The 13,009-nt window shown below is 59.1% G+C and carries 13 protein-coding genes, 1 tRNA gene and 1 pseudogene; 4 read left to right on the top strand and 11 right to left on the bottom strand.

The window, feature by feature from the left end; genetic code table 11:
- Nucleotides 1–472: 472 nt before the first annotated feature.
- Both ABIE16_RS13380 and ABIE16_RS13385 read left to right on the top strand, forming a co-directional pair.
- Complete coding sequence (locus ABIE16_RS13380) at nucleotides 473–2,014, top strand: NCS1 family nucleobase:cation symporter-1 (protein ID WP_057715716.1); 1,542 nt, start codon at nucleotides 473–475, stop codon at nucleotides 2,012–2,014.
- 56 nt (nucleotides 2,015–2,070) lie between these two features.
- Nucleotides 2,071–2,799, top strand: a complete 729-nt coding sequence (locus ABIE16_RS13385; RefSeq protein WP_007988885.1) for an aspartate/glutamate racemase family protein — start codon at nucleotides 2,071–2,073, stop codon at nucleotides 2,797–2,799.
- Nucleotides 2,800–2,929: 130 nt separating this feature from the next.
- Here ABIE16_RS13385 and ABIE16_RS13390 read toward each other — a convergent pair whose 3' ends face one another.
- Entirely contained in the window at nucleotides 2,930–3,853 is a 924-nt protein-coding gene (locus tag ABIE16_RS13390) for a LysR family transcriptional regulator (protein ID WP_429521355.1), read from the bottom strand.
- A gap of 124 nt (nucleotides 3,854–3,977) precedes the next feature.
- Between ABIE16_RS13390 and ABIE16_RS13395 the strand changes: the two genes are divergently transcribed.
- On the top strand, nucleotides 3,978–4,724 hold the full coding sequence (locus ABIE16_RS13395) for a 3-oxoacyl-ACP reductase family protein (protein WP_429521356.1): 747 nt from the start codon (nucleotides 3,978–3,980) through the stop codon (nucleotides 4,722–4,724).
- Between the two features lie 137 nt (nucleotides 4,725–4,861).
- On the opposite strand, the gene ABIE16_RS13400 is transcribed toward ABIE16_RS13395, so the two are convergent.
- Nucleotides 4,862–5,557, bottom strand: a complete 696-nt coding sequence (locus tag ABIE16_RS13400) for an HAD-IA family hydrolase (RefSeq protein WP_429521357.1) — start codon at nucleotides 5,555–5,557, stop codon at nucleotides 4,862–4,864.
- A 248-nt stretch (nucleotides 5,558–5,805) separates the two neighbouring features.
- On the opposite strand from ABIE16_RS13400, the gene ABIE16_RS13405 reads away from it, so the two are divergent.
- The gene (locus ABIE16_RS13405; protein ID WP_429521358.1) at nucleotides 5,806–9,138 is read left to right on the top strand and encodes an RHS repeat-associated core domain-containing protein; all 3,333 of its coding nucleotides are present in this window, start codon (nucleotides 5,806–5,808) and stop codon (nucleotides 9,136–9,138) included.
- A gap of 55 nt (nucleotides 9,139–9,193) precedes the next feature.
- Here ABIE16_RS13405 and ABIE16_RS13410 read toward each other — a convergent pair whose 3' ends face one another.
- From ABIE16_RS13410 to ABIE16_RS13450, 9 genes and pseudogenes are all read right to left on the bottom strand, one after another.
- Nucleotides 9,194–9,403, bottom strand: a complete 210-nt coding sequence (locus tag ABIE16_RS13410; RefSeq protein WP_429521359.1) for a hypothetical protein — start codon at nucleotides 9,401–9,403, stop codon at nucleotides 9,194–9,196.
- A 107-nt stretch (nucleotides 9,404–9,510) separates the two neighbouring features.
- The gene (locus tag ABIE16_RS13415) at nucleotides 9,511–9,693 is read right to left on the bottom strand and encodes a hypothetical protein (protein WP_057715722.1); all 183 of its coding nucleotides are present in this window, start codon (nucleotides 9,691–9,693) and stop codon (nucleotides 9,511–9,513) included.
- A gap of 16 nt (nucleotides 9,694–9,709) precedes the next feature.
- Complete coding sequence (locus ABIE16_RS13420) at nucleotides 9,710–10,135, bottom strand: YMGG-like glycine zipper-containing protein (RefSeq protein ID WP_407515365.1); 426 nt, start codon at nucleotides 10,133–10,135, stop codon at nucleotides 9,710–9,712.
- Between the two features lie 168 nt (nucleotides 10,136–10,303).
- Nucleotides 10,304–10,672, bottom strand: a complete 369-nt coding sequence (locus ABIE16_RS13425; protein WP_007988063.1) for a hypothetical protein — start codon at nucleotides 10,670–10,672, stop codon at nucleotides 10,304–10,306.
- A gap of 311 nt (nucleotides 10,673–10,983) precedes the next feature.
- A complete protein-coding gene (locus ABIE16_RS13430) occupies nucleotides 10,984–11,172 on the bottom strand; it encodes a hypothetical protein (RefSeq protein ID WP_032829518.1) in 189 nt (62 codons plus the stop codon).
- Between the two features lie 146 nt (nucleotides 11,173–11,318).
- Nucleotides 11,319–11,639 (bottom strand): YbjQ family protein, encoded by a 321-nt coding sequence (locus ABIE16_RS13435; RefSeq protein ID WP_429521360.1) that lies wholly within the window; start codon nucleotides 11,637–11,639, stop codon nucleotides 11,319–11,321.
- Nucleotides 11,636–11,812: pseudogene (locus tag ABIE16_RS13440) on the bottom strand (6-aminohexanoate hydrolase); the annotation flags it as partial. The pseudogene ABIE16_RS13440 and the gene ABIE16_RS13435, both read right to left, overlap by 4 nt.
- Nucleotides 11,813–11,828: 16 nt before the next feature.
- Entirely contained in the window at nucleotides 11,829–12,482 is a 654-nt protein-coding gene (locus ABIE16_RS13445; RefSeq protein WP_429521361.1) for a hypothetical protein, read from the bottom strand.
- A gap of 289 nt (nucleotides 12,483–12,771) precedes the next feature.
- Nucleotides 12,772–12,861: transfer RNA gene (locus tag ABIE16_RS13450), tRNA-Ser, on the bottom strand.
- Nucleotides 12,862–13,009: the final 148 nt, after the last annotated feature.

Below are 13,009 nucleotides of genomic sequence, written 5' to 3' on the forward strand. Positions count from 1 at the left end.
GACGACCATCGCGAGCAAGCTCGCTCCCACAAAAATGTGTACATAGAAATGTCACCATCGGTGCCATTTATGTGTGCACTTTTCGTTTCTGCGCCCCCAAAAGTTACATCCCCTCGCCTGACGTACACCACCATGTCCTCCTGAATCCCCTTCGTAAAATAAAAACCTGTTCAATCGGTCAATTTTAATTGCCTATTTTTCAGTAACTTGGCGAACCGACATAACAAAACGAAATGAATAGCGCGTTTCATAGATCTCCCGACTGGCATGGATCTGGCTTAAGTGCATACATGTTTTGTATACAATCACTTCAAAGCATACACACACTTTAGATCCGCAAGCCTGAAGCGCCCTATCCCGTACAGGCTGCAGATGCCCCGTAACCAATGATATTCGCCATCCGCGACGAAGATTTGTCGAGCCAACGCTCATGCACAGTCATCGCGATGTCGAGCATCAGGAGCCTGCCGGAATGCGTACTAGTCTCTCCAATAACAACATCGCGCTGGATCTACCCTCCTCCCATTCCATCCACACCGTCGACAATCAGGCGCATCACGCTCCCGTGGTGCTCAGCCCCCGATTGCACAACAAGGACCTGGCACCGACCAAGTCCGAAGGTCGGCGCTGGGGCCGCTACAGCATCTTTGCCCTGTGGACCAACGACGTGCACAACATTGCCAACTACTCGTTTGCCATAGGCCTGTACGCCTTGGGTCTGGGTGGCTGGCAGATTCTTCTGTCCCTGGGAATCGGCGCCGCGCTGGTTTACTTCTTCATGAACCTGTCTGGCTACATGGGCCAGAAAACCGGGGTGCCGTTTCCGGTCATCAGCCGGATCAGTTTCGGCATTCACGGTGCGCAGATTCCTGCATTGATCCGCGCCGTTATCGCCATCGCCTGGTTCGGTATCCAGACGTATCTTGCGTCCGTGGTCTTTCGCGTGCTGTTAACGGCGGTCCATCCCGGGTTCGCCGACTACGACCACGACTCGATCCTCGGCCTGTCGACCCTGGGCTGGGTGTGTTTCGTCGCGATCTGGTTCGTGCAACTGGCGATCCTGGCCTATGGCATGGAGATGGTGCGGCGCTACGAGGCATTTGCCGGCCCGGTGATTCTGCTGACCGTCGCCGCCCTTGCCGCGTGGATGTACACCCAGGCCGATGCGACCATCGCCTGGTCTATCCGTGAGCCGCTGACTGGCGGTGAGATGTGGCGCAACATCTTTGCCGGTGGCGCACTGTGGCTGGCGATCTACGGCACCTTGATCCTCAACTTCTGCGACTTTGCCCGTTCTTCGCCGTGCCGAAAAACCATCAAGGTCGGAAATTTCTGGGGCTTGCCGGTGAACATCCTGGTATTCGCCGGCATTACCGTCCTGCTGTGCGGCGCGCAATTTCAGATCAATGGCCGGATCATCGAAAGCCCGACCGAAATCATCGCCTCGATCCCCAACACCTTCTTCCTGGTGCTCGGCTGCCTGGCGTTCCTGATCGTCACCGTGGCGGTGAACATCATGGCCAACTTCGTCGCCCCGGCGTTCGTACTCAGCAACCTGGCGCCCAAGTACCTGACCTTCCGCCGCGCCGGCTTGATCAGCGCGACCATCGCCGTGCTGATCCTGCCGTGGAACCTCTACAACAGCCCGCTGGTGATCGTGTACTTCCTGTCCGGCCTCGGTGCCCTGCTCGGCCCGTTGTACGGGGTGATCATGGTCGACTACTGGCTGGTACGCAAAGGCCGGATCAACGTGCCGCAGTTGTACAGCGAAGACCCTGACGGCGCGTATTACTACAGCCGCGGTGTCAATTTGCGCGCGGTGGCGGCGTTCATTCCTGCAGCGTTGATCGCCATCGTCCTGGCATTGGTACCGGGCTTCCACAGCGTATCGCCATTCTCCTGGCTGATTGGTGCCGGTATCGCCGGGATGCTCTACCTGATCATCGCCAAGCGCCAACCGCATTACGTCGATGTTAGCGGCGAAGCCATCGCGGTCGACAACGTCAGCCACTGATCCTGTCGCGGCCCGGTGTTGTCGGGCCGCAGAACCAACTGCAATAAGGACTCCCCATGCGCATTCTCGTGGTCAACGTCAACACCACCGAATCCATCACCCAGGCCATCGCCCGCTCGGCGCAGGCCGTCGCGTCACCCGGCACGGAAATCGTCGGCCTCACCCCGCACTTCGGTGCCGACTCCATCGAAGGCAATTTCGAGAGTTACCTGGCGGCCATCGCGGTCATGGACCGGGTGATGTCCTACGACCAGCCGTTCGACGCCGTGATCCAGGCCGGCTACGGCGAGCACGGCCGTGAAGGCTTGCAGGAACTGCTCAATGTGCCGGTGGTGGACATCACCGATGCCGCCGCCAGCACAGCAATGTTTCTCGGTCACGCCTATTCCGTGGTCACCACCCTCGACCGCACCGTGCCGCTGATCGAAGATCGCCTTAAGCTCTCCGGCCTCTGGGACCGTTGCGCCTCGGTACGGGCCAGTGGTTTGGCAGTACTGGAACTGGAGCACGAACCACAGCGCGCACTGGAGGCCATCGTCCATCAGGCCGAACTGGCGGTGACCCAGGACAAGGCCGAAGTGATTTGCCTGGGCTGCGGCGGCATGGCCGGGCTGGACGAGCAGATTCGCCGACGTACCGGGGTACCGGTGGTGGATGGGGTGACGGCGGCGGTGACCATTGCCGAATCATTGGTGCGACTGGGGCTGTCGACATCGAAGGTGCGGACTTATGCGACGCCACGGCCGAAAAACATCATTGGTTGGCCGGGGCGGTTTGCCCGGTAGACCGCGGTGCCCCAATCGCGAGCAAGCTCGCTCCCACAGGTTTTGCATTGCACCTCAATAATGTATTCGACGCAAAACCTGTGGGAGCGTGGCTTGCCCGCGATGGCAACACCTCGGTCTTAAGCCAGGCTCAAACCGCACTGAACCTCTGCCCCAACCCCCGCTCGGCAAACTGCTCAATGACGAATTCGACAAACGCCCGGGTCTTGCCCGGCAGCAGTTTGTGTTCGGCGTAATAGATGGAGGTATAGCCGTCATCGATGTACCAGTCCGGCAACACCCGCTGCAGCCTGCCCGACTCCAGATAGCCCGCGGCAAACGGCATGCTCACCAGCGCAATGCCCAGACCCTGCGCGGCCGTGGCGCAGGCGGCCTCGGAATCGCTCATGGTCATCCGCGCCTTGAGCGTCAACGGGCTGTGTTGCTGATTGCGATGGGTCAACTGCCAGGAGCGTACCCGACCGGTCTGCGGTGAGCGGATCAGAATCCCGTCATGGTGCTTGAGGTCATCCGGCTCGCTGATCGCTGCATATGCCTCCAGGTAGTCCTTCGTAGCCACCAACACCCGATGCGCCGGACTCAGCCGGCGTGCCACCACGCCCTGGGGCAATTCGAAGCCGCCGCCGATGGCCGCGTCGAAACCCTGCCCGATCAGATCGACCTGGCGGTTGTCGAAGTGCCAGTCCGGGTTGATCGCCGGGAATCGCCGCAGAAACTCGCCGAGCATCGGCACAATGTACAGGCAGCCAAATACTGTCCCCATGCTGACTTTCAAGGTGCCCGCCGGCTGCCCTCCGGCGCTGGCGAGATTGGCCACGGCATTCTGGATCGTGTGCAGGCTGCCGCTGACTTCGCCGAGAAACAACTGACCGGCTTCCGTCAGGGTAAGGCTGCGAGTGCTGCGCTGGAACAATCTGACACCCAGGCGCGCCTCGAGCTTGGCAACGCTCTTGCCCACCGCCGCCGGTGTCAGGCTCAAGCGCCGCGCCGCCTCAGCAAAGCTGCCGACCTCGGCACTGCGCACAAAGCATTCGATACTGCTGAAGGTTTCCATAAGCGCCACTATAAACTTTTGGTTTACACAGACTATCGTAACTATGGTCTACACAGCACGTAATCCTGAATCGATACTAGCCTCCATCAACCGGGACATCTCGCCTCGGGACTTGGAGATCGATATGACTACTCAGAACCTCAGCGGCAAAGTGGCCTTGATTCAAGGTGGTTCCCGCGGCATCGGCGCAGCCATCGTCAAGCGCCTGGCTGCTGAAGGCGCCACCGTTGCCTTCACCTACGTCAGCTCCACGGCCAAAGCCGAAGAACTGCAACACAGCATCACCGCCAAGGGCGGCAAGGCCCTGGCCATCAAGGCCGACAGCGCCGACGCCGACGCCATCCGCGGTGCCGTGTCCGCCACGGTAGAAGCCTTCGGTCGCCTGGATATCCTGGTCAACAATGCTGGGGTACTGGCGGTCGCACCGCTGGCCGAGTTCAAACTCGAAGACTTCGACCAGACCCTGGCCATCAACGTGCGCAGCGTGTTCATCGCCACCCAGGCCGCCGCCAGACACATGACCGAAGGCGGTCGCATCATCAATATCGGCAGCACCAACGCAGACCGCATGCCCTTCGCCGGTGGTGGCCCGTACGCCATGAGCAAGTCAGCGCTGGTCGGCCTGACCAAAGGCCTGGCCCGTGATCTCGGCCCGCAAGGCATCACCATCAATAACGTGCAACCGGGCCCGGTCGACACCGACATGAATCCGGCCGAGGGTGACTTTGCGGATAGCCTGATCCCGTTAATGGCCGTGGGCCGTTACGGTAAGGCCGAAGAGATCGCCAGCTTCGTCGCCTACCTTGTCAGCCCTGAAGCGGGCTATATCACGGGGGCCAGCCTGACCATCGACGGTGGTTTCGGCGCCTGATGCGTTAAACGCAAACCCTATGTGGGAGCGGGCTTGCTCGCGAAAGCGGTGAATCAGACGACATCAATGTTGCCTGGTACACCGCCTTCGCGAGCAAGCCCGTTCCCACATTTGCCAGAGTCGACCCGTCTTTTTAGCTAGGTCCATTCCAGCGCCGGCAAACCAAAAGCACTCGGCACAAACGCCTTCAGCGTACGAAGAATGCCATCGGCGTGTGCGTACCTGGCATCTGCCATTGCCGCATCCGGAATCGCAATTGCCGTCATCCCTGCCGCTTTCGCCGCAGTGACGCCGAAGGGCGAATCCTCGAACACCAGGCAGTCTTGCGGTGCAACACCCAGGCGCCGCGCCGCCGTCAGGAAAATATCCGGTGCTGGTTTGGCCGCGCCCACCTCGGCGTCATCGGCGGTGACGATAATGTCGAACGAGGCGAACCAGTCGCGGTGCAAGGTGGTTTTCTGGCCGAACGACTGGCTCGAAGAACTGGTGCCTACGGCAATGGGAATATTGTTGGCCTTCAGATGCCGTACCAGTTCCTGTGCTCCGGGCATTGCCTGCGCTGTAGGAAAACGCTCGCGCATCAGCGGCTCGCGGATCACCAGAAACTCTTGTGCCGTAATCGGCAAGTCCAGCGCTTCAACCACATAGCGCGCCAGATCGCCCGCGCCCCGGCCAATGATGTTCTGTTTGATGCTCCAGTCGAACGTCCGGCCGTAACGCGCGGCAATGATGGAGGTGACTTCGGTGTAGATGCCTTCTGTGTCTAGCAACAAGCCGTCCATATCGAAAATCACGGCCTTGATCGGGCCGAATGCTTTCAGTGGTGCATTCATCGCATCTGATCCGTTTTCTAAGGTATCCCGGGCAGCTCAGGTACGGCCGATGCCCCATGGATTAAAGGATTCAGCAGCATAGCGAGCGCCGCCGGTCTAGAGCAATGATGAAATCCCGATCGGCGCCGAATGGCCCTCCGCGATTTAGCGAATCGCCCTACAGCAAGCGCCACCCTTTCCCGACTTCTTTCCTCGCCGATCCCCCGCAGAGTTTCGCGCTCCACATTCCGCCAAGCGAAAGATAGCAGATGTTCGATCCCCAAGAGGTATTGGCATGCCCCGCCAGCGGTCCCCTGATACTTTGCCCCGGCAGGCATGAACGCCACGAGGACGCCTCCAGACAGGCGAAAAACCCCAATGGTGTCAGTATCGACACCGCCGAGCGAACCGCCACCCACAACGGCCCGGTGTCGATGGTTACCGGTGAAGAACTGCTGACCCTGACCGATGGCACCCTCGACGGAATCCTGCCTTTCGACTTCACCCGCCTCTATCGCACCAGTGCCGTCGAAATCGACAGTGGCCTCGGTTTTGGCTGGAGCCATTCGCTGTCCCAGCACCTGGAACTCCACAGCGAGCGGGTGCTGTGGATCGACCCCGAAAACCGCCGCACGCCCTTTCCACGGCCGACGGCGGCGCGCCCGGTGATCCACAACAGCCTGTCGCGGGCGGCGATTTACCTCGGCAAAGAGCCGGACGAACTGATCCTCGCCCTGGCCGGCCACCGCGCGCGGTTCTACCACTTTCATGACGGCCGGCTCAGCACGATCAGCGATGCCTACGGCAATCGCCTGACGGTGCAACGGGACCGCTGTGACCGGATCCAACGCCTGGACAACGGCGCCGACCGCGCCTTATTGCTGCGTTACGACGTCAAGCACCTGGTGGCCGTCGACTATCAGGTGTTTCAGCGCGGCGACTGCGAGGCAAACACCTGGCGCACCGAACAGACACTGGTCAGTTACCGCTACGACGCCCGCCAGCGCTTGATCGAGGCAACCAACGCCGCAGGTGAAAGCGAGCGCTATGACTACGACGAGCGGCACGTCATCCTGCAACGGCAACTGGCCGGCGGCGCGAGCTTCTTCTGGGCGTGGGAACGCTCTGGCAAGGCAGCCCGCTGCATCCATCATTGGGCCTCGTTTTCGCAAATGGAGGCACGTTACGCCTGGGACGATAAAGGCTGTGTGACAGTGAACAACGCCGACGGTAGCGAAGAGGTTTACGTTCATGACAACCGCGCACGCCTGGTACGCCAGGTCGGGCCCGACGGCGGTGAGTTGCACAAGGCCTACGACGATCAGGGTCGCCTGATCGCCGAGCAGGACGCCCTCGGCGCCGTCACCGAATACCATTATGACGAAGCCGGCCGGTTGATCGCGCGGCGTGCGCCCGATGAGGCGCCCATGACCTGCAACTATCGGCACGGTTTCCTGCGCACCCTCACCCGTGGTCAGGCGACCTGGACCTGTCAGCGCAATGCCCAGGGCGACATCACTGCTGTTTCCGATCCCGACGGGCAGATCACCCGCTATTTCTACGACCCCAAAGGGCGCTTGCTGACAATCCGATTCCCCGACCAGAGCGGTCACCGGTTTGTCTGGAACGCCCTGGGGCAACTGTTGGAGGAGACCTTGCCGGACGGTGCCCAGCGTGCTTTTTCCTACGATGTGCTGGGCCGGCGGATTACCCGGCAGGACGAACACGATGCCGTCACCGGCTATGAGTGGGACGCCGTGGGTCGACTGACCAGGATCACGCTGCCCACCGGTGCCTGCCGTGCCTATCGCTACAACGCCTACGGCCAGGTCACCGCCGAAACCGACGAACTGGGACGGGTAACCCGTTACGAATACGCCGACGACCTGCACTTGGTCAGCCGTCGGATCAACCCCGACGGCAGCACGCTGAAGTACGGCTACGATCATGCGCAACTGTTGCTCACCGAGATCGAAAACGAGGTCGACGACACCTATCGGCTGGACTACACGCCTGGCGGATTGATCCGACAGGAAACCGGCTTTGATGGCCGTCGTACCACCTATGCGTATGACGGTAATGGCCAGTTGCTGAAAAAAACCGAGTTCGGTGACGACGGTTCGCAACTCGTCACACAATACCAACGCGACAGCGCCGGGCGTTTGTTGCTCAAGACCCTGCCCGACGGGATCAAGGTCGAGTACCACTACGACAACTCAGGGCGACTGATTCGTGTCGATGACGCTCAGGACCATCCGCTGGCGTTCGAATACGACCGCCAGGGCCGGCTGATCACCGAACATCAGGGCTGGGGCACCCTGCGTTACGGCTACGATGCCTGCGGTCGGCTCAAGCGGCTGCACCTTCCGGACGACAGTGTCCTTGTCTACCACCATGCCAAGGGGGGCGCCCTCACTGCCATCGATCTCAATGGCACGCGCCTGACCTGCCACCGTTTTGTCGGCGGGCGCGAACAGCAACGCCAACAGGGCCTGCTGCTCAGCGACTACGCCTACGACGAGCAAGGCCGCTTGCAGCTCCATTGCGTCAGCCAAAAGCAACGAGCGCTGTATCGCCGCGAGTATGCCTACAGCGCCAAGGGCAATCTCCTGCAGATTGCGGACAGCCGTCACGGCCAACGCCACTATCAATACGATGCGTTCGACCGCCTGACCGGCGTACGCCACGACCGCGATCCGTTCGCGGAGAACTTCACCCATGACCCGGCCGGCAATCTGCTGATCCGTGGCCGTCCAGGCCCGTTCGTGCTCCAGGGCAACCGTCTGCACCGCCATTGCAACAGCCACTACGACTACGACGCCTTCGGCAACCTGATCCGCGAACGCCGCGGCATGCCGCCCCAAGTCACCAAATACACCTATGACAGCCAGCACCGCCTGATCAGCGTCAGCACCCCGGACGGTAAAAGTGTCGGCTACCACTACGACGCCTTCGGCCGGCGCATCCGCAAAACCATCGACAGCCAGACCACGCAATTCTTCTGGCAAGGCGACCAGCTCATCGCCGAAAGCGCTCCCGAGCACTACCGCAGCTACGTTTACGAACCCGGCAGCTTCCGCCCGCTGGCGCTGCTTGACGGAAAAGGCCGGGCAGACGCCCGCCCTCTCTACTACCAACTCGACCACCTCGGTACTCCGCAGGAACTGACCAACTATGGCGGCGCTATCGTCTGGTCGGCCAAATACACCGCCCACGGCAAACTTCGTGAAGTGAGCCAGGGCGACGGCGAACGACTCAAACAGCCTCTACGGTTTCAGGGGCAATACTTCGACGCCGAGAGCGGCCTGCACTACAACCGTCATCGCTACTACCATCCCGACATTGGTCGTTATCTGACGCTGGATCCGGTCATGCTGGCCGGTGGGTTGAACCCGTATCGGTACACCCGGAACCCGACGGGGTGGGTGGCTCCATTGGGATTGGGCGGGAGTTGCCCACAGGAGAACAAGCCGGGATGCTCGGTGCCGTATGGGCAAGGAAGGGCAAAGGTTGATGAGGGAGAGCCTGATGCGCCCTCTCCAAAACCTTCGAATAAATACGGGTATTGCGGAGACTCACTAGAGCCCCGGGGAATTTTCTAACCGGATTCCCCCCTCGAACCGACGCTTTAAAGAAGCAATCGGGACCCGGGGTTCTTCACTGTCGCTTTGTAATAGCAGGCTCACCCGCGCCATCGTCCCGGTCTTCTGGATCGGCCTCTATATCATCGTCGTCGCTCGGAACCTGCTCCACACCTGCATCATCATCGTCCGGTGGTCGTTGGTCACGGCTCAAGGAATCGGTAGGCGACGGCAGCGGATACTCCGGTGTTTCATCAACGTCGGGGACTTTCCGATCAGTGTTCATATCGCACCTCTTGTGTGACCTGAAGTGCAGGCCACGACCTGGCGAGGATCGGGCGATGGACGCGTTCGATCAGCTAGACAACCGGTCAATCCGACAGCACGATTCGATCAGTCCTCGTCCTCTTCCTCATCTTCAAACTCGATATTCCCCACATCGCCCGCATCATCAGCATCGTTAAGCGGCACCGTCGCATCGTCCATCAACGATCCCGGATCTTCATTGCCGGGATCGTTTATAGATGGCTGTGCGCTCGGCCCCTTTTCTTCCTTGTCTTCGCTTTTCGCAGTCATGGGATGCCTCGCTCAACTAGTGATGCTTATTGTGGTGCTTATTGTGGTGCTTGTTCGAATGTTTATGTCCGCCACCGGAATGGGAGTGGCCGCTATCACTCCCCAGATCATTGCCGACCGCACCACCGGCTGCACCGCCAAGACCGGCACCGATGGCCGATCCGGTCGAACCGCCAAGACTGTTGCCGATCACTGATCCACCCGCCGCGCCCAAACCACCGCCTACCGCCGCTTCGGTGCGACTGCGCTTTGGCGCGGCAATGGCACTACCGGCCGCGCCGCCGACTCCGGCACCAACGGCCGCACCCGTGCTGCCACCCACCTGGCCACCGACAACATTGCCCAGGACCCCACCAAGACCACCGCCCACTGCGGCATCTCCATTACCTCCCGCCAGCGCCACCTGAGAGACCAGCAATCCAAAAACAATTGCAGGCACCATCAAGATTCGAGCATTCAGGCTTCCGTTTTTTTTGTCGTTGGTTTTCGGGTTCATGGCACGCCTCGCATTCTTCCCAGGGTATGGAAGATTTGAGCTGCTGCGGCGTGAAACGTTCATAAATGAAAAAGCCCGGCATCAAGCCGGGCTCTTTTCAAATCTGGATCAGGATCAGTGACGCTTGTGACCATTGGCCAGGTTGCTGCCCACGCCGCCGCCCAATGCACCGCCCAGGCCCGCACCGATGGTGGCACCGGACTTGCCGCCGAGGCTATTGCCGATCACCGAACCACCGGCCGCGCCGACACCGCCACCGATAGCAGCGCTGGTGCGATGACCTTTTTTGGCGGCAACTGCGCTGCCTGCCGCGCCAGCGACGCCCGCGCCAATCGCGGCGCCAGTGCTGCCGCCCATCTTCTGGCCGACGACGTTACCCAATGCGCCGCCCAAGCCACCGCCCAGCGCGGCAGTGCCGTCACCAGCCATTGCACCTTGAGCAACCAGAAGCCCCAGAACCAGAGCGGGCAGTGTTAAACGCATGACAAAAACCTCAAAAATAGGGGGTACACAAAAGGGGGCGAGATTGAATGCTTTTGCGCGGATAAAGTCCAGCACACCGGTCCAACTTCGCGATTGGCGAGGGTTGGACAGCGTTTACCGAAAAGGTTTTATCGCGGACAAAAAAAAGCCCGCTGGGGAAACGGGCCAGGTGTTGCTTTCTAACGGATGAGTCGAGATTACGGAGGGTGTTGTGAAAAGTTTGTGAAAGATCTGCCCCTTCAAAAAAATTGTCATAAAATTTTTCAGGCATGAAAAACCCCGCTCTATGACGGGGTCTGCCTGACGTTCGATTACTTCCTGACCGGCGCTGTCACCTTGGGTAAAAATTTGCCCTTCAGTACCCGGCACGCCCTGGTCTTGATCTTGTCGACCTCAGTCTGGTCCTCGCCGAAACTGGCCACATATTGGGTCTGACCACACCGCACGGAGTTGTTGATCGGAAATTCTGCGCCATCGTCCTCGATATACGGATCAGCCATCTCTCCACCCCTTTCAAAAAGCGCGATCGACATCGGCAAGCCCTTTGCCTGAAAGAATATCGATCGCCAAGGTTTTTGAGACTAGCCGGTCACCAACGGACCTGCCGTTCGGATTTCCCCGTGACCGACGAATGGCTTCTCACCTTTTACCTCAACTTGACCGCAGTCCCGGTCACAAACACCACGACCATCCCTCCCTTTCCGGCCGGCATGCTGATCTCATAATCAAGCCCGACCACCGCGTCCGCCTGAAGCGCCTGAGCCCGCTCCTTGATCTCATCGGTGGCCTGAATGCGTGCTTCCTTCAACGCTCGCTCCAGTGTCTGGGAACGCCCGCCGAAAAAGTCGCGCATCCCGGCAAACACGTCGCGGACAACGTTGATCCCTTGCACCGAATCGGCGCTGACGATGTCCAGGTAGGCGGTAATTTGCCGGCCTTCGATGGACTGGGTCGTGGTGATGATCATGGGTGTTCCTTCCTGTTCAGATAGTCAGCCAACGCGTCAAACGCTGGCAAAGTGACGGGATCATTGGCCGAGTTGCTGGCCACCGGATGGGATGCGTAGCGAACGATGACCATCTCGGCCTTCGGGTCGACATAAATGCGCTGCCCATGGACCCCACGCGCCATGAATGCCCCGCCTGCCATTTAACTTTCAGTTGGATTTCGCAGGTACATCGCTGAAGTCATAGATGCCCTTAAAAAGATTCACGTGGATCCTGGAACAGGTATCCGGATTTTTTCGGATGTAGACAACGTCATTTTCCACTGGCCCGCAGGTCGAGACCTTGGACGCGTCAGCGAGAACCGCATACCGAATTAAGGGATCAACTTGTGAGGAAGCGAGCATGCCGGCTCCCATCAGGGTCCCGATGAAGAAGATCTTCAGCCCTGGAACGTGTTCTTCGACAGACGCGCCAATCCGCACACCAAACAACTCTTTCATCTGCCAACAGACGAGCATGCACATGCTGATCAAAAGCAGTGAAATGGGTACAGATAAAATGAAACCACCGATTGTCGAGGCGTACCTGATATTTTCGACTTCAATTCCAGTGGTAGCGTTGATGGTTTTCTCCGCTACGATTTTACAAATGTAAAAAACGATTGCTGTGTAGGCCAGGGAGCTTGGCCATTTCTTTGCAAAAGCACTGATGTTCTTTCGGTTGCGAAAAGCAAAGTACGCACCACATGAAAGTACAGCCGTAAAAATTAAAGCGGTCAGAGTCTCATGCTCAAGAAACTGCGCAAGCCACACCGCAAAAATCAACACGGCAGCCTTGATCATGTTCTTTATTTCAATGCTCATTCTTGCGAAAACCCTATTCAAAAACTGTGTTTTGCATGGGAAGCAGCATATCGAGGCACCCTCGCTCTGGCTGTAGGAGAGCTCCGCGAGTTGCGAAGGACGTTACGTTTGCTTCGTTTTCGCTTGGTTATCGGCAGGATGATGTATTTGGGGCCGGATTGCGGAGTAGATGGGGCATACGAACGGGAATATGATCCGGCAGCATTCCCATATCGCCCTTTTTCAGACGCCAGAAACCACAAACCCCCGACTTTCTCTAGGAAAATCAGGGGTTTGTGTTTACTAAATGTGGCGGTGAAGGAGAGATTCGAACTCTCGATACAGTTTCCTGTATACACACTTTCCAGGCGTGCTCCTTAAGCCACTCGGACACTTCACCGTATCTCTTCAAACATGTTCTGTCTGTCGAGGCGCGCTAATGTAGTCGAAAGCTTTTCCGATGGCAAACATTTTTTTCAGAATTTTCATGCGGTTAACGCGATTCAGCGTTTCCGGTCGTTCCCGGCCATGGCAAACCGGCCAATCTC

It is taken from the genome of Pseudomonas sp. 2725 (genome assembly GCF_050434585.1).
Classification (GTDB): Bacteria; Pseudomonadota; Gammaproteobacteria; order Pseudomonadales; family Pseudomonadaceae; genus Aquipseudomonas; species Aquipseudomonas jessenii.

Bases quoted from the DNA above. Each gene is read 5' to 3' on its own strand.
- ABIE16_RS13385 (WP_007988885.1), top strand. From the start codon at position 2,071: ATGCGCATTCTCGTGGTCAACGTCAACACCACCGAATCCATCACCCAG.
- ABIE16_RS13400 (WP_429521357.1), bottom strand. From the start codon at position 5,557: ATGAATGCACCACTGAAAGCATTCGGCCCGATCAAGGCCGTGATTTTC.
- ABIE16_RS13405 (WP_429521358.1), top strand. From the start codon at position 5,806: ATGTTCGATCCCCAAGAGGTATTGGCATGCCCCGCCAGCGGTCCCCTG.
- ABIE16_RS13420 (WP_407515365.1), bottom strand. From the start codon at position 10,135: ATGGTGCCTGCAATTGTTTTTGGATTGCTGGTCTCTCAGGTGGCGCTG.
- ABIE16_RS13380 (WP_057715716.1), top strand. From the start codon at position 473: ATGCGTACTAGTCTCTCCAATAACAACATCGCGCTGGATCTACCCTCC.
- ABIE16_RS13410 (WP_429521359.1), bottom strand. From the start codon at position 9,403: ATGAACACTGATCGGAAAGTCCCCGACGTTGATGAAACACCGGAGTAT.
- ABIE16_RS13425 (WP_007988063.1), bottom strand. From the start codon at position 10,672: ATGCGTTTAACACTGCCCGCTCTGGTTCTGGGGCTTCTGGTTGCTCAA.
- ABIE16_RS13430 (WP_032829518.1), bottom strand. From the start codon at position 11,172: ATGGCTGATCCGTATATCGAGGACGATGGCGCAGAATTTCCGATCAAC.
- ABIE16_RS13395 (WP_429521356.1), top strand. From the start codon at position 3,978: ATGACTACTCAGAACCTCAGCGGCAAAGTGGCCTTGATTCAAGGTGGT.
- ABIE16_RS13390 (WP_429521355.1), bottom strand. From the start codon at position 3,853: ATGGAAACCTTCAGCAGTATCGAATGCTTTGTGCGCAGTGCCGAGGTC.
- ABIE16_RS13435 (WP_429521360.1), bottom strand. From the start codon at position 11,639: ATGATCATCACCACGACCCAGTCCATCGAAGGCCGGCAAATTACCGCC.
- ABIE16_RS13415 (WP_057715722.1), bottom strand. From the start codon at position 9,693: ATGACTGCGAAAAGCGAAGACAAGGAAGAAAAGGGGCCGAGCGCACAG.
- ABIE16_RS13445 (WP_429521361.1), bottom strand. From the start codon at position 12,482: ATGAGCATTGAAATAAAGAACATGATCAAGGCTGCCGTGTTGATTTTT.